This window comes from Rhodococcus sp. DK176 (assembly GCF_038447315.2).
Taxonomy (GTDB): Bacteria; Actinomycetota; Actinomycetes; order Mycobacteriales; family Mycobacteriaceae; genus Rhodococcus_F; species Rhodococcus_F jostii_A.
This window is the reverse complement of the sequence record NZ_CP118321.2, coordinates 359,703-373,737: the sequence shown is the minus strand read 5'-3', so window position 1 is coordinate 373,737 and position 14,035 is coordinate 359,703. Positions and strand designations below refer to the sequence as shown.

Below are 14,035 nucleotides of genomic sequence, written 5' to 3'. Positions count from 1 at the left end.
CATCACATCACTACTCTCGAAGGAAAGAAGAGGACGACATGAGCAAGGAACTTCCCGAACAGGCGTCCGTCGTCGTGATCGGCGGCGGCGTCATCGGCGCCAGCATTGCGTTCCACCTCGCCGAATCCGGGGTCTCCGATGTCGTCCTCCTGGAAAAGGACGAGTTGGCTTGCGGCTCGACCTGCAAGGCCGCCGGCGGTGTTCGCGCCTCCTTCAGCAACGAGGCCAACATTGCGATCGGTTTGCGCGGCCTCGACGTGTATTCGCGGTTCGCGCAGGAGTACCACCAGGAGATCGACTTCAGCCGGGACGGCTACCTCTATCTCCTCTCGGACCAGGCGAACGTCGACATCTTCACCGAGAGCGTCGCGCTGCAGAACCGCCACGGCGTTCCGAGCCGCATGGTCACCCCCGAAGCAGCACAGAAGATTTCGCCGCTCATCAGTACAGACGGGCTCCTCGCCGCGTCCTGGTCGCCCCAGGACGGTAAGGCCACCCCCGAATCGGTCGTGATGGGATACGCCGCCGCTGCCCGTCGACACGGTGCTCGCATCGTCCGTCACTGCGCGGTCACCGACATCGAGAGCACAGGCGGCACGATCACCGCGGTCGTGACCGAACACGGACGCATCAAGACCGACACCGTGGTGTGCGCTGCCGGAGCCTGGTCGGCCGGCATCGGCACCATGCTCGGGGTGAACATTCCCGTCGTTCCCGTCCGCCGACAGATCGCCTTCACTGAGCCGCTCTCCGAGTTGCCCGAATCCTCGCCGTCGCTGACCATCGACTTCCCGTCGAACTTCTACTTCCACCCGGAAGGCAAAGGCCTGCTTCTCGGCTGGTCCGACCCGAACGAGCGCGAGGGATTCAACCTCAGGTTCGAACTCGAGGACTGGCTGATGGGACTGGGCGCCATCGCCGAGACCCGGGTGCCGGCTGTACTGGACTACGGCATCAGCACCGGGTGGGCCGGTCTCTACGAGGTCACCCCCGACCGCAACCAGATCATCGATCGCTCCACCGAGGTCGAGGGCCTGCTCATCGCCACCGGCTACTCCGGCCACGGCTTCCTGATGGGACCGGCGACCGGCGAGATCGTGCGCGACCTCTACCACGGCAAGGAGCCCGGATACGACATCAGCTCCTTCGCTCTGGACCGCTTCGCGCAGTTCGGTATCGGCGCAGGTGAAACGAACATCGTCTGACCTCCGCCCAGTACACCGCCCAGCAGACGATCACCTGCCTCTCAGGAGCCGGATTCATGGCCGAACAGATCGATGATTACTTCACCACCACCGTCGCCGCTATGGCCACTACGACGCGTCCAGGGTTGATCGATCACGACCGGCCCGTCGAGGCAGGGTCGAGCCTGTCCGTGCAGCAAACCCTGGACCTGTTCGATTCTCAACTGGGCAGTCGGCACCTGGATCTGGTTGCCCGACGGCTTCGCGCGAAGGGCGAGGGCTTCTACACGATCGGATCGTCCGGGCACGAAGGGAACGCCGTCGTCGCGGGAGCCCTCCGGCCGACGGATCCTGCTCTGCTGCACTACCGTTCCGGAGCCTTCGGCTTTCCAGGGCCTTTCGCTTCCGGTGTTGTTCGTCTGCGAAGACAACGGCATCGGGATCAGCACCAAGACGCCGAAGGGGTGGATCGCCGCGAACTTCGGCAACCGTCAAGGTCTCGAGTACTTCGAGGCGGACGGATCCGACCTGCCGGCGGCGTACGCCACGGCAGTGTCGGCCGCCGAGTGGGTCCGGAGGAATCGGAAGGCGGTGTGTGTGTATCTGGAACCGATTGCGCTGTACCACACCCGCGATCTGTACGAGGACGGTGACGAGCAGTGGCTGGCACCGTATCCGGATCCGGCGAAGCGGGCCGGGAATCACGTGCCGATCGGCTCCGCCCGCACGTACGGTGACGGCGCCGACCTGACGATCGTCACGTTCGGCAACGGGGTCCGGATGACTCTGCGGGTCGCGCGCCGTCTCGAACGGGCGAACATCGCCGCGCGCGTGGTGGACATGCGGTGGCTCGCACCGCTGCCGGTGCACGACATTCTCCGGGAGGCGAACGCCACCGGCCGGGTGCTCATCGTCGACGAAACCCGCAAGTCGGGGGGAGTGTCCGAAGGTGTGGTGACGGCGTTGATCGACGACGGCTTCACCGGGCCGCTGGCACGCGTCACGAGCGACGACAGCTTCATCCCCCTCGGCGACGCCGCCCTCGAGGTCCTGCTCTCCGAGGAGACCATCGAGGCCGCGGCGATCAAGTTGGCGCAGGTGGGCTGATGGCATCGGTCGGGCCGGAATCTGGGGCGGACTCTCCCCGAGAGAGCGTCGCCAGTACACATTGTTCCCCGTCTCGAGTAAGACTGGGACGTAACCTGTCCGAGCACGAACCGACATCTGGAGCAGTTGTGCCCACCTTCGATCCCGGACCGCACGCTGAACCGTTACATGCCCAGGAATTCAACGGAATCGCAGTGTTCGACGCCAGAGAACACAACCTCGCCCACGTCGATGTGTTCATTCCCCGGGACTGCATCGTCGCGTTCACCGGGGTCTCGGGATCGGGGAAGTCTTCGTTGGCCTTCGGCACCATCTACGCCGAAGCGCAACGGCGGTTCCTCGAGTCCGTCACCCCGTACGCACGCCGGCTGATGGATCAGATCGGAGCGCCCAGGGTGGGGGACATCACCGGGCTTCCACCGGCGGTTGCCTTGCAGCAGGCCCGCGGTCATACCTCCGCCCGATCGTCGGTCGGCACCCTCACTCATATCTCGAACGTGCTGCGGATGCTGTTCTCCCGAGTCGGTACCTACCCGCCGGGCGCCCCCGTCCTGGACTCGAACGCGTTCTCGCCCAACACACCCGAAGGCGGATGCCCAGCCTGCCACGGACTCGGACGCACCCACGACGTCGACATCGATGCCCTGGTGCCGGACCCGAGCCGAAGTATCCGCGGCGGTGCCGTCGCCGCCTGGCCCGGCGCCTGGCTGGGCAAGAACTACCGCGACATCCTCGACACACTCGGTATCGACGTGGACCGCCCCTGGTCCGAGCTTCCGGAAGACGAGCGCGAGTGGATCCTCACCACCGAGGAACAACCCACGGTCACGGTGTCACCGGTGCGTGACCCGGGCAAGATGGTGCGCGACTACCAGGGGACGTTCTCGAGCGCCCGCACCTACGTCCTGCACACATTCGCGACGACGAAGAGCGCAACCCAGCGGGCGAAGGTCGCCCGATATCTGGTGTCCCGGCCCTGCAGTGCGTGCAACGGCAAACGGCTGCGCCCCGAGGCGCTGGCCGTACGGTTCGCCGGGCTCGACATCGCCGACGCCACGGAACTGTCACTGGCCGATCTGGCCTCGGTCCTCGACGCCGTCGTCGCATCCCGCGGTTCCGACGCAAGCGACGCAACCGAACGCGCATCCGTGGCGCTGGTAGACAACCTTCGCGGACGCCTCGCGGGTCTGACCGAACTCGGGCTGGGCTACCTGAGCCTTGCCCGTTCGACCACCACCCTCTCGCCGGGAGAACTTCAGCGCCTGCGGCTGGCCACCCAGCTGCAATCGGGCCTGTTCGGAGTGCTGTACGTCCTCGACGAACCGTCCGCCGGCCTGCATCCCGCCGACACCGAGGCGCTGGTCACCGCCGTGCGCCGGCACCGTGCGGCAGGCAACTCCGTCTTCGTCATCGAACACAACCTCGACGTCGTCCGCGCGGCTGATTGGATCGTCGACGTCGGTCCCGGAGCCGGGGAGCACGGCGGGCGGGTGCTGTACAGCGGTAAGGTGGACGGTCTCGCTCACATCCCCGAATCCGTCACTCGCCGATACCTTTTCGGGACACCCGAGAGTTGCCCCGAGCCCGGGCCGCCGAGCAGGTGGATCGAGCTCGCCGGCATCACGATGCACAACCTGCGGGATCTGACCGTGCGAATCCCGCTCGGGGTGCTCACCGCGGTCACAGGCGTGTCCGGATCAGGCAAGTCCACACTCGTGAGCCGTGTGCTCACCGACGTCGTCGCCCAACACCTCGGCCTCGACAGCGAACTCGGCACCGACACCGGGGGAGACGAGGCCGACGGCTCCACAGTCGTACTGGCCGAGGAGCGCGAGAACGACACCGAGCCGACGGTCGTGGCCGCCCACGGGCTCGGACAGATCAATCGGCTGGTGCGCGTGGACCAGACCCCCATCGGGCGGACTCCACGCTCGAATCTTGCCACCTACACCGGTCTCTTCGATGTAATTCGGAAACTCTTCGCCGCACACCCCGTTGCCCGTGAACGCGGATACAGCCCGGGCCGATTCTCATTCAATGTCAGCGGCGGCCGTTGCGAGGAATGCGAGGGCGCCGGTTCGATCACCATCGGCATGCTGTTTCTACCCGAGGCCTCCGCACCGTGCCCGGCGTGCGCGGGCGCCCGATACAACGCAGAGACCCTCGAGGTCCTCGTCGACGGCCGAACGATCGCCGACGTTCTCGCGATGACGGTCGACGACGCCCGCGCGTTCCTGAGCCACGTTCCGGCAGCAGCGAAAAGCCTTGACATGCTGGTCGAAGTCGGCCTCGGATATCTGCGACTCGGCCAATCGGCCACCACCCTGTCCGGTGGGGAGGCGCAACGCGTCAAGCTCGCCAGCGAACTGCAACGCATCCGATCCGGGAACACGCTCTACGTACTCGACGAACCGACAACCGGATTGCACCCTGCCGACGTCGACCGCCTCATGACGGTGTTGCGACGTCTCGTCGCGGCGGAAAATACCGTCGTACTCGTCGAACACGACATGCCGGTCATTGCCTCGGCGGACTGGATGATCGATCTCGGGCCCGGCGGCGGAGACAACGGCGGCCGGATCATCGCCTCGGGGCCACCGACGGTCGTTGCCGAGACGGCCGGCTCCGCCACCGCCGCTTACCTCGCCCGGCACCTCGCCGTGTGACGTTGCGTATGCGGTACCGGTTCAGTGCGCGTGGATTCCGTAGACGGTGACGACGAAGCTGTGGCCCTTGGCGGTGCAGGTGACGTCGCCCATAAACCCTGCGAGACAGGTGGTTCCGCCGTGGGTGATCGTCTTCTGATACATGCTCTGGCTGGTGGCGACCTCGGAGATGTCGGGGTTGCCGCCGGGCAGGGTGAACGGGGTGCCGGGCGGGTAGGTGGGGTGCGCCGGAAGCCAGGGAAGGTCGATGACGACGTGCCGGACGGGTCCCAGCCACGGCAGTCCGAACTCGCCGAGGATCGGGAAGTCCATCGGCAATGGTTGCGGCAGATCGCATCCCACAGTCTCGTCGGGTGCGATCGAGCAGTTGAAGTTCCCCACCCGGAAGTAGACGGGGGTGGGGGAGTCCGCCTGCGCGGGCGTGGCGAACGCGAGGAACGCGGCTGCCGTGGCTGTGAACAGGCCGGCGGCTCGGGTCACTGAAGGATTCATACGAGGTATATACGCTGGTAGCGGCGGGCGTTAGCTGGGGCGTGGCATCGGACGGCGGAGAACTGACCGTGAGGAGCGGGAACGTCATGGCGACGACAGGCGAGCGGACGGACGGACCGGACAGCACTGCCGTGCGAGTTGCCCTGTGGCGGGCGATGCACGTACAGGTCGACGCGCCGCCGCACGTTCTCGTCGACGAGATCGGCCCGCAGCTCGCGGTTCGAGGTCGACCAGCCCGGCCCCCAAACCTGGAAGCGGAACCGGCTGATCGAGCCGGGCTTCGGTGTTCCCGACTGGCTGCGGCTGGTGCCGGTCGACTTCGAGGCGAGCGAGTCCTGCTCGGAGCAGCTGGCTGCGGCGGGCTTCGATTCTCGCCCCCGCAGGAAATGCTGTCCCTGGCCCGCGAGGCCGGCTTCGCCGACGCGCAGCATGTGGCGGGAACTTCACTCGCCGAGCGCTACTTCGCCGATCGATCCGACGGCCCGCGCCCGTCGAGTGGAGAAGATTTGTTGGTGGCCACTACCTGAGCGCTTTGTCATGTGACGGCACAGCTGGACATTTGTCTAGATGACAGGCGCGGCGCCGTCGGCTAGAACTGTGGAGGCATCGACAGTGACGTGACTCACATTTTGCGTCCGGACGGGATCGTCGGCACACCGGCGGGTCGGAAGCCGATGCACGAGAGCGAAGGAGCATCGCGGAATGATCGAGGACAGCATCGAACCACTCACTCCGACTCCCGGCCCGACACGCCTGATCCCTCGTAGGCGTCCCGACGGACGCGAATTACTCGGCACGGCGAAGGGAATCCTGATCGCCGGTCGCGGCTGCAGTGACGCCCAGGCGTTCGACGAACTCCTCGACGTCGCGCGGCGTCATCACCTGACCGTCCTCGGCGCTGCCCGGAGCCTGGTCGACCTCGCTGCCGGACCCTCGCCGCGTCGTCGCTCGCCCGAAGCTGCCCGATTCGAAGAGTGGGAGCAGCTGGTCAACCAGCTTCCGCCCCGCCGACACGCACAGGCGAGCTGATGCGACAGGAATCGAGCCACCCGCGGGAAAGTACAGGGCCGCTCCCGGCCGACGCGATCGTGTGGCCGGAACCGAGCCCGCTCGATTCGTGGTGGAAGCACGTGGTCAACGACCATGCGGCCGCAGTCCCCGAGCGCGAGCCCGTCACCGACGCCGGCACGTAGCAGACCGCGACAGTCGGGTGCTCCGGGACGTCCTCAGCCTCGACTGCGTGGTGCACGGCAGTGCGAGCCGATCATGCGAGATCGGCTTCGGTGGCGCGTTGGACCCAGGTCGCGAACTTCTCGGAGCCTTCGCGGCCGGCCACGTACCGGCGGACGATCCGCTCGACGTAATCTGGCACCTCGGTGGCTGGGAGCTTGTGGCCGCGCAATTTGCGCCCGAAGCTCGTGTCCAGCCCGAGGCCGCCGCCGAGATGGACCTGGAATCCCTCGACCTGGTTGGAATCGACGTCGGTCACGATCATGCCCTTGAGACCGATGTCGGCGACCTGAATGCGGGCGCACGAGTTGGGGCACCCATTGAGGTGCACTGTGATCGGGTGCTCGAGCTGATCCTGCATGTCGGCAAGTCGTTTCTCGACGTCTGCGATGAGTGTGGCGGCACGCGCCTTGGTCTCGACGATCCCGAACTTGCAGAACTCGATGCCGGTGCAGGCCATGGTGCTCCGTCGCCAGGGCGACGGACGGGCGGGGAAACCCAGCTTTTCGAGGTCGGCTTGGAGGGAGTCGATGCTGTCGTCCTCGACGTCGAGGATCACCAGTTTCTGCATCGGGGTGATGCGGACGCGTCGGGATCCGGATGCTTCCGCTGCTCGTGCCAAGTCGGTCAGCACGGTGCCGCCGACCCTGCCGACGACGGGTGCGATCCCGACGGCGTTCAGCCCGTTCTTCTGGCGCTGGATGCCGACGTGATCGCGTGGTTCGTCGAGCGGTTCGGGTGCTGGTCCATCGAGCATCGCGCGTCCGAGGTATTCCTTCTCGAGCACGTCGCGGAACTTCTCGACACCCCAGTCCGAGACGAGGAACTTCAGGCGTGCCTTCGCCCTCAGTCGCCGATACCCGTAGTCGCGGAAGAGGGAGACGATTCCGATCCACACGTCGGGCACGTCTTCCAGTGGTACCCACGCGCCGAGGCGCTCGCCGATCCGTGGATTCGTCGACAGGCCGCCACCGACCCAGACATCCAGTCCCGGGCCATGGTCCGGGTGGTCGACACCGATGAACGCCACGTCGTTGATCTCGTGGACCACGTCTTGGAGACCGGAGATGGCGGTTTTGAATTTACGCGGCAGGTTGGAGTAGTCGGGGTTTGCGATCAATCGGCGTGTGATCTCGTGCAGAGCGGGTGTGGCGTCGAGAACCTCGTCGACGGCGATGCCGGCCATCGGCGAGCCGAGGACCACGCGCGGCGTGTCGCCTGCGGATTCGGCGGTCGTGAGGCCTACCCCTTCGAGTCGCCGCCAGATCTCGGGTAGGTCCTCGACCCTGATCCAGTGCAGCTGAATGTTCTGGCGGTCGGTGAGATCCGCGGTGTCGCGGGCGAACAGTCGGGAGACTTCACCGACGACGCGCAGCTGTTCGGTGGTCAGTGCCCCTCCGTCGATGCGGATCCGGAGCATGAAGTGCTCGTCCTCGAGCTCTTCCGGCGGCAACGTGGCGGTTCGGCCGCCCTCGATGCCAGGTGCGCGCTGCGTGTAGAGCCCCCACCAGCGGAAGCGGCTTCGCCGATCGGTCGGGTCGATGCCGGCGACACCGGTACGGCAGTACACCTCCTCGATTCTCTTGCGCACGTTGAGGCCGTCGTCATCCTGTTTGACCTGCTCGTTCACATTGAGCGGCTCACGGTCGCCCTGAGCCCATTGCCCCTCCGTGCGCGGGGCCTTCGCCTGAACAGAGCGGGTCTTCGGTGTGGTCATCGGTGCTCCTGTCGAAACTGTGTGCCGAAAACTGTAGCGCAGGCGAATAGATCGTGCATTAATTATATGTGCACACCCGGTTGCCGACGAAGTGAAGGATGAACCATGAGTAGAAGCAATTTTCTGGTCGACGCCGAATGGGTCGTCGAACACGGTCACGACCCCGACGTCGTCCTTGTCGAGGTGGACGAGGACACCGCGCAGTACGAGACGAACCACATCGACGGTGCCGTCCGCATCGACTGGAAGCGCGATCTTCAAGATCCGGTACGCCGCGACGTCATCGACCGGCGATCGTTCGAGAAACTCCTGTCCGAGAGAGGAATCGCCAACGGCGACACGGTGATCCTGTACGGGGGGAACAACAACTGGTTCGCCGCCTACGCGTACTGGTACTTCAAGCTCTACGGCCACCGCGACGTCCGGCTGCTCGACGGCGGACGCAAGAAGTGGGAGCTCGACGGCCGGCCCCTGTCGAGCGAGGAGGTCACCCGGCCGGCCACCGACTACGTGGCGTCCGAGCCCGTGTCGGGAATCCGCGCGCACCGCGACGAGGTGATCGAGCAGATCGGGAGCAAGAACATCGTCGACGTCCGGTCTCCCGACGAATTCTCCGGAAGGATCCTCGCGCCGGCGCACTTCCCGCAGGAACAACCCCAGGTTCCGGGGCACGTCCCGACTGCCGTCAACGTGCCGTGGTCCAAGGCTGCCGCTGACGACGGCACCTTCCTCGGCGAGGACGAGCTCCGCGCCCTGTACGGCGACGCCGGCCTCGACGAGACGAAGGACATCATCGTCTATTGCCGGATCGGCGAAAGATCGGCGCACAGTTGGTTCGTTCTCCACGAATTGCTCGGCTACCCCGACGTCCGGAACTACGACGGCTCCTGGGTGGAGTACGGCTCGTTGGTCGGCGCTCCGGTCGAGAGGTAGCCCGCGCCTTGACCCGGTCTCGCTTCACCGAACTCAATCAGCGCGTGCGGTTCATGATGTTCACCGTGTTCCAGGTGGTCCCCGGCGCGCTGCCGGATGTGCGCGACGAGGTCGTGGACGATGCGCACACTTACCTCGAGCGAGTCGCCGAGTCGCCGAGTCGGGTGTCGCGATCCGCGGAATCTACGACGTCGCAGGACTACGTGGGGACGCCGACTTCATGATGTGGACGCATGCCGACACCGTCGAGGAATTGCAGGCCGCCTACTCCGGTTTCCGGCGCTGCAGACTCGGTCGAGCGTGCACGACGGTATGGAGTGCGGTCGCGCTCCACCGGCCTGCCGAATTCAACCGCAGCCACATCGCGGCATATGTGGCCGACGAGGAGCCGGGTCAGTTCGTGTGCGTGTACCCGTTCAACCGATCGCTCGAGTGGTATCTGCTGCCGGACGCCGAACGGCGACGGCAGCTCGCCGAACACGGCCGAGCGGCTCGCGCCTACCCGGACGTGCGGGCCAACACCGTGAGTTCCTTCGGGTTGAGCGACTACGAGTGGATCCTCGCCTTCGAGGCTCCGGACCCGAGTCGGATAGTCGACATGATGCGAGACCTTCGCGCTACCGACGCGCGCAGGCACGTTCGGCTGGAGACGCCGTTCTTCTCCGGCCCGCGAACTGGCCTCGATGCCCTCGTTGCGCGATTCCCGTGACGATCGGCGGCAACCTCCAGAATGATTCGTGCAATATTAGTTATTGCACGAATTATTCTGGTAGCCTGGTGGCATGACCGCAGACATCCAGCAGGGGAAGGCTGGCGACGACCTACTCGCTCTCGACCGGCAGGTGTGTTTCGCGCTCGCGATCGCGAACCGGGCGGTGCTCGCCGTCTACCGCCCCTTGCTCGAACCGATGGGGCTGACGCATCCGCAGTACCTGGTCATGCTTGCTCTCTGGGGGAAGGCCCCGATGGCGGTCAAGGAGATCGGGACCGCACTGCAACTCGATTCACCCACCCTCTCGCCGCTCCTCAAGCGTCTCGAAGCGTCCGGACTGATCACCCGCACCCGCAGCCGCGCCGACGAGAGGCAATTGGATGTCGAACTGACCGAAGCCGGTGCCGCGCTACGTGCGGAGGCCGAGAAGATTCCGCCCGCCGTGATCGAAAAGCTCGGTGTCAGCCTGGCCGAACTCGAAGAACTTCACAACGTTCTCACCCGCGTCAATCAGGCTGCGCTCAGAGCGGGCGCGCTCGATCACTGAGGACAATCATGTCGAATTCGACTTCAGCACAACATGAACAGGTAATTGTCATGTCGCGAAACACGCAACGAACCCGGCCCGGCCCCCTACAGTGGCTGGGTTACGCGGTAGGCCGCAAACTTCCCGACTCCATGCAGGACTGGGTCCGCAACGACCTGGTCGGTGACTGGGCGGTTCCCCGGCACCTCCTTCGCAGCATGGTCCCGTTCGTTCCGGTCTTCGCCGCGTTCTTCCTGTTCCCGGGGCCGCTCGGACTGCGAGCGTCCATGGTCTTACTCGGAGTGCTGCTCGCCGTGTTCTATGCGGTGTCGTACATGGCGCAGAACCGATCTCGACGTCTCGAGAGGCACGGACTGCCGCCCGACCTGGAGAACCCGAGGAAGGCGTCCCGTCATGACGCCGAGAAGGCCGCGTACGAGAAGCTCCACGGACCGTCCGGCACCCGGGGCATCGGACGGCGCAGCGGCAACGAACTCCGCTGAAGGCAGTCGATCAACCGTTGCCGAGAACGGTCACATCGTGAGGACCATCCGGTAGCGTGCGCGTCCTTCCTCCATCGCGGCGTAGGCCTCCGCCGCTCGAGCCAGGGGCTGTTCCTCGATTCGGGCGCGCACGCCTGACAGGACCGCGAAGTGCATCGTCTCTTCGACGTCGCGGGCGGTGCCGGACGGGTGGCCGGTGACATCGACGCCGGGAGTGATCAGCTGTAGGGGGCTGATCGGCAGTGGGTCGGGCGTGACACCGACGACCGTGAGTTCACCGAGCGGAAGCAGCCCACCGACCACATCACCCATCGCTTTCGAACTCGCCGCGGTCCCCAGAACCACGGATACGCCACCGAGAGCCTGCAACGCTTCGCTGACGTCGCCGGCGGTGGAATCGATGTAGTGGTGGGCGCCGAGCTGACGAGCGTCGTCGCCTTTGTCGGCGCCGCGGGCGATGGCGATCGTCTCGAAGCCCATCGCCCGGGCGAACTGCACACCGAGGTGGCCGAGTCCGCCGATCCCGAGGATGGCGACGCGGTCGCCCGGTACGGCCCTGGTTTTGCGCAGCGCGTCGTACGTGGTGACCCCAGCGCAACTCATGGGTGCTGCTTCCGCGAAGGACAGCTCGTTCGGAATCCGGGCCAGTGCGTTTGCTGGAACGATCACCGACTCGGCGTATCCGCCGGGATACTGCCAGCTCGGCACCTGCAGCTTCTCGCAATGAATGAAGGAGCCCTGACGACAGGGGATGCACTGGTTGCAGTGCCCACCGAACCAACCCACGGCGACGCGGTCGCCGACGGCGTAGTTGTCGACGCCCTCACCGAGTTCGGCGATGGTTCCGGCGATCTCGTGTCCAGGTGTCAGAGGCCAAGACATGTCCGGGAACGCGCCGTTGACGAAGGCGTGGTCGGTGCCGCACACTCCGCACGCCGACACCGCGATGCGTACGTGGTCGCGCGGGGGCGACCCTGTTTCGACGTCGACGAGTGTCAGCGGTTCGCCGGGGGCCTGGACGTGAACTGCCTGATGGGTTGGCATCTGCATCCTCCCTGTCTGTTCATCCTGGGCGATCGAGACCCACGTTTCAGTCAAGCCCCTCAGCGGAGCTCCTGACAAGGGTTGACGGGGTCCGACCCATCGACCGGGAGACGGAAGACGCCCGGCGATGCGACCGCCCGAGTGTCATGGCCGTGCCCCTTCCAGCAGTGCTTCCTCGGCGGTGGCATCCGTCTCCCCGCGGATCACGTGCCCGTCCGAGGCGCGGGGACGCAGGTGTTCGGCCGTGCTGATTCGTACGGTGATCAGGGCGGCGAGGGAGAATGCCATGACGGCTGCCGCGAACGTGACGATGGCCGCGCCGAAGGGGAGGAATTGGATCAGGTAGCCCGTTCCCACGGGGAGCAGAGCCGCAGGAATGTAGCCGGCGATGTTCAATGTCGCGTTCGCTTCGGCGCGATGGTTCGAGGGGATGCGGGTGCCGATCAGCGTCAATGCCGCAAGTTGGCCGAGGCCCTGTGCGGCGCCGGCAAGAAGTGCCGCGATGACGAACAACGCCGGCGTCGGGGAGAGGGTGACGCTCGCCGTCAGCGTCGCCATCGAGACGAACGCGGCAGTGGAACTCAGGGCGAGATGGGTTCTGGTACGCAGATGCGCCAGGGCGAACTGGATTCCGGTCGCTACCAGAAACATGCCGCATGCCGCCGCGCCCGCGAGTAGCGGGCTGGGGGCGTCGATGCCGGTGGCGAGGACTGTGGGCCCGAGGGAGAGGAAGAAGGAAGTCGAGGTAATGCCTGGAGCGAATGCTGCTGCTCCCCAAGCGAGTTCACGGCGATTCGGACGAGGAACGGAAGGCCATGACCAGAGAGGTCCGACCGGACCGTCCTCTGCGAATCCGTGGGGGAGTGGCAACCGTATCGCGACGACCAGCGTCAGCGTCGTTATCGTGAGCACGATTCCGAATATCCAGGACTGTGGTGTGTCGATGAGCTGGGAGAGCGCCCCGGACAGGAGGGGGCCGAGTCCGGCACCGAATACCATTGCAGCGGAAGCGATCATGGATCCGGTCCGGCGCCGGTGGTCGGGGGCGAGATCGATCGTCGCCGACATGCCCGCGGTGACGGCCGCGCCGACCGCGGCGCCGGCCAGTAGCCTGGCCGCCAGCAACCACACTACGTTCGTGGCCGACAGGAAGAGCCCCGCCGCGGTGACCGCGGCGATCAGGCCTGGGACGAGCACGATCTTCCGCCCGTATCGATCGGCGAGTTTCCCGGCGACGAGAAGGGTCCCGATCAGCCCGACCATGTAGGCCCCGAACACGATCGTCAACGTTCCGGAACTGAATTCCCATTCTGCTTGCCAGCGCGTGTATAGCGGTGTGGGCGCGTTGGACAGCACGAAGACGGCTGTCACCGTGCTGGCGGCGGCCAGGGACCACCTCAGTTCCTTCGGGCCGGCCGAACTCTTCGCCATCGCTGTCTCCTCTTCCGCACCCGGTTCGATACCGGTCGTACTAGTACGAGATTATTCGTACAGAGATGGTACGACAAAATTCGTACTGCCGCTATGCTGGATCTATGACCGACCTTGCGCCGACCTATCGCATGAGCGACAGCGAAGAGCCTTCTCTGCCGACGCCGCTACCCGAACCCGCGGCATCGGAGATCCGTCTGGAGCGGGTCATGGGCGTCCTCGCCGACCCGCTGAGACTCACAATCGTCAATCGGCTGTTGACCAGCTCTGAGGAGTACGACCACACCTGCGGTTGGTTCGGATTCGACCGGCCGAAGTCGAGCCTCACCCACCACTTCAAAGCGCTCAGGGAGGCAGGTGTCATCCGACAGCGGCAGCACGGGCTCGAGCGACGAAGCCGAGTCCGCATCGAAGACCTCGATGAGCGCTTTCCCGGCCTCGTGGAACTCATCGCGAACTGGCAGCCGGCCGATGGCGAAGCAGTGTGAGT

General features: G+C 65.7%; 13 protein-coding genes and 2 pseudogenes. 11 read left to right on the top strand and 4 right to left on the bottom strand.

Annotated features, from left to right (window positions below; genetic code table 11):
• Window positions 1-38: 38 nt before the first annotated feature.
• From PSR88_RS01625 to PSR88_RS01615, 3 genes and pseudogenes are all read left to right on the top strand, one after another.
• Window positions 39-1,205 (top strand): NAD(P)/FAD-dependent oxidoreductase, encoded by a 1,167-nt coding sequence (locus PSR88_RS01625; protein ID WP_011593613.1) that lies wholly within the window; start codon window positions 39-41, stop codon window positions 1,203-1,205.
• Window positions 1,206-1,261: 56 nt separating this feature from the next.
• Window positions 1,262-2,291, top strand: a pseudogene (locus PSR88_RS01620) (transketolase C-terminal domain-containing protein).
• A gap of 128 nt (window positions 2,292-2,419) precedes the next feature.
• Complete coding sequence (locus PSR88_RS01615) at window positions 2,420-4,957, top strand: excinuclease ABC subunit UvrA (RefSeq protein ID WP_016881101.1); 2,538 nt, start codon at window positions 2,420-2,422, stop codon at window positions 4,955-4,957.
• 21 nt (window positions 4,958-4,978) lie between these two features.
• On the opposite strand, the gene PSR88_RS01610 is transcribed toward PSR88_RS01615, so the two are convergent.
• Window positions 4,979-5,449: a hypothetical protein gene (locus tag PSR88_RS01610; protein WP_237723907.1), complete on the bottom strand. Its 471-nt coding sequence runs from the start codon at window positions 5,447-5,449 to the stop codon at window positions 4,979-4,981.
• Window positions 5,450-5,587: 138 nt separating this feature from the next.
• Here PSR88_RS01610 and PSR88_RS01605 point away from each other — a divergent pair, with 138 nt between their 5' ends.
• From PSR88_RS01605 to PSR88_RS01595, 3 genes are all read left to right on the top strand, one after another.
• Window positions 5,588-5,992, top strand: a complete 405-nt coding sequence (locus PSR88_RS01605; RefSeq protein ID WP_411755660.1) for a class I SAM-dependent methyltransferase — start codon at window positions 5,588-5,590, stop codon at window positions 5,990-5,992.
• Between the two features lie 159 nt (window positions 5,993-6,151).
• On the top strand, window positions 6,152-6,478 hold the full coding sequence (locus PSR88_RS01600) for an ANTAR domain-containing protein (protein ID WP_009472896.1): 327 nt from the start codon (window positions 6,152-6,154) through the stop codon (window positions 6,476-6,478).
• Window positions 6,478-6,642 carry a hypothetical protein gene (locus tag PSR88_RS01595; protein WP_016881104.1) on the top strand — a complete coding sequence of 55 codons (165 nt, stop codon included), beginning with the start codon at window positions 6,478-6,480 and terminating at the stop codon, window positions 6,640-6,642. The genes PSR88_RS01600 and PSR88_RS01595 overlap by 1 nt, the downstream gene beginning before the upstream one ends.
• Before the next feature lie 71 nt (window positions 6,643-6,713).
• Here the strand turns inward: PSR88_RS01595 and PSR88_RS01590 are convergent, their stop codons facing one another.
• Window positions 6,714-8,396, bottom strand: coding sequence for a nitrite/sulfite reductase (locus PSR88_RS01590; RefSeq protein ID WP_016881105.1), 1,683 nt, complete (start codon window positions 8,394-8,396; stop codon window positions 6,714-6,716).
• Between the two features lie 105 nt (window positions 8,397-8,501).
• Here PSR88_RS01590 and PSR88_RS01585 point away from each other — a divergent pair, with 105 nt between their 5' ends.
• The 4 genes and pseudogenes from PSR88_RS01585 to PSR88_RS01570 all read left to right on the top strand — a co-directional run bounded on the left by PSR88_RS01585 (window position 8,502) and on the right by PSR88_RS01570 (window position 11,070).
• Window positions 8,502-9,329, top strand: a complete 828-nt coding sequence (locus PSR88_RS01585) for a sulfurtransferase (protein WP_009472893.1) — start codon at window positions 8,502-8,504, stop codon at window positions 9,327-9,329.
• 8 nt (window positions 9,330-9,337) lie between these two features.
• Window positions 9,338-10,038, top strand: a pseudogene (gene hemQ, locus PSR88_RS01580) (hydrogen peroxide-dependent heme synthase).
• A 73-nt stretch (window positions 10,039-10,111) separates the two neighbouring features.
• Window positions 10,112-10,588 carry a MarR family winged helix-turn-helix transcriptional regulator gene (locus PSR88_RS01575; protein ID WP_016881106.1) on the top strand — a complete coding sequence of 159 codons (477 nt, stop codon included), beginning with the start codon at window positions 10,112-10,114 and terminating at the stop codon, window positions 10,586-10,588.
• 50 nt (window positions 10,589-10,638) lie between these two features.
• A complete protein-coding gene (locus PSR88_RS01570; protein WP_016881107.1) occupies window positions 10,639-11,070 on the top strand; it encodes a DUF5313 family protein in 432 nt (143 codons plus the stop codon).
• Between the two features lie 30 nt (window positions 11,071-11,100).
• On the opposite strand, the gene PSR88_RS01565 is transcribed toward PSR88_RS01570, so the two are convergent.
• The gene (locus PSR88_RS01565) at window positions 11,101-12,114 is read right to left on the bottom strand and encodes an alcohol dehydrogenase catalytic domain-containing protein (RefSeq protein WP_009472889.1); all 1,014 of its coding nucleotides are present in this window, start codon (window positions 12,112-12,114) and stop codon (window positions 11,101-11,103) included.
• 144 nt (window positions 12,115-12,258) lie between these two features.
• Complete coding sequence (locus PSR88_RS01560; protein WP_016881109.1) at window positions 12,259-13,545, bottom strand: MFS transporter; 1,287 nt, start codon at window positions 13,543-13,545, stop codon at window positions 12,259-12,261.
• Window positions 13,546-13,649: 104 nt separating this feature from the next.
• Here PSR88_RS01560 and PSR88_RS01555 point away from each other — a divergent pair, with 104 nt between their 5' ends.
• Entirely contained in the window at window positions 13,650-14,033 is a 384-nt protein-coding gene (locus PSR88_RS01555; RefSeq protein ID WP_009472887.1) for an ArsR/SmtB family transcription factor, read from the top strand.
• The last annotated feature ends 2 nt before the right edge of the window (window positions 14,034-14,035 follow it).

Excerpts from the sequence above, each read along its gene's own strand:
- PSR88_RS01625 (WP_011593613.1), top strand. The coding sequence starts at position 39 with ATGAGCAAGGAACTTCCCGAACAGGCGTCCGTCGTCGTGATCGGCGGC.
- PSR88_RS01610 (WP_237723907.1), bottom strand. The coding sequence starts at position 5,449 with ATGAATCCTTCAGTGACCCGAGCCGCCGGCCTGTTCACAGCCACGGCA.
- PSR88_RS01600 (WP_009472896.1), top strand. The coding sequence starts at position 6,152 with ATGATCGAGGACAGCATCGAACCACTCACTCCGACTCCCGGCCCGACA.
- PSR88_RS01595 (WP_016881104.1), top strand. The coding sequence starts at position 6,478 with ATGCGACAGGAATCGAGCCACCCGCGGGAAAGTACAGGGCCGCTCCCG.
- PSR88_RS01590 (WP_016881105.1), bottom strand. The coding sequence starts at position 8,396 with ATGACCACACCGAAGACCCGCTCTGTTCAGGCGAAGGCCCCGCGCACG.
- PSR88_RS01585 (WP_009472893.1), top strand. The coding sequence starts at position 8,502 with ATGAGTAGAAGCAATTTTCTGGTCGACGCCGAATGGGTCGTCGAACAC.
- PSR88_RS01575 (WP_016881106.1), top strand. The coding sequence starts at position 10,112 with ATGACCGCAGACATCCAGCAGGGGAAGGCTGGCGACGACCTACTCGCT.
- PSR88_RS01570 (WP_016881107.1), top strand. The coding sequence starts at position 10,639 with ATGTCGCGAAACACGCAACGAACCCGGCCCGGCCCCCTACAGTGGCTG.
- PSR88_RS01565 (WP_009472889.1), bottom strand. The coding sequence starts at position 12,114 with ATGCCAACCCATCAGGCAGTTCACGTCCAGGCCCCCGGCGAACCGCTG.
- PSR88_RS01560 (WP_016881109.1), bottom strand. The coding sequence starts at position 13,545 with ATGGCGAAGAGTTCGGCCGGCCCGAAGGAACTGAGGTGGTCCCTGGCC.
- PSR88_RS01555 (WP_009472887.1), top strand. The coding sequence starts at position 13,650 with ATGACCGACCTTGCGCCGACCTATCGCATGAGCGACAGCGAAGAGCCT.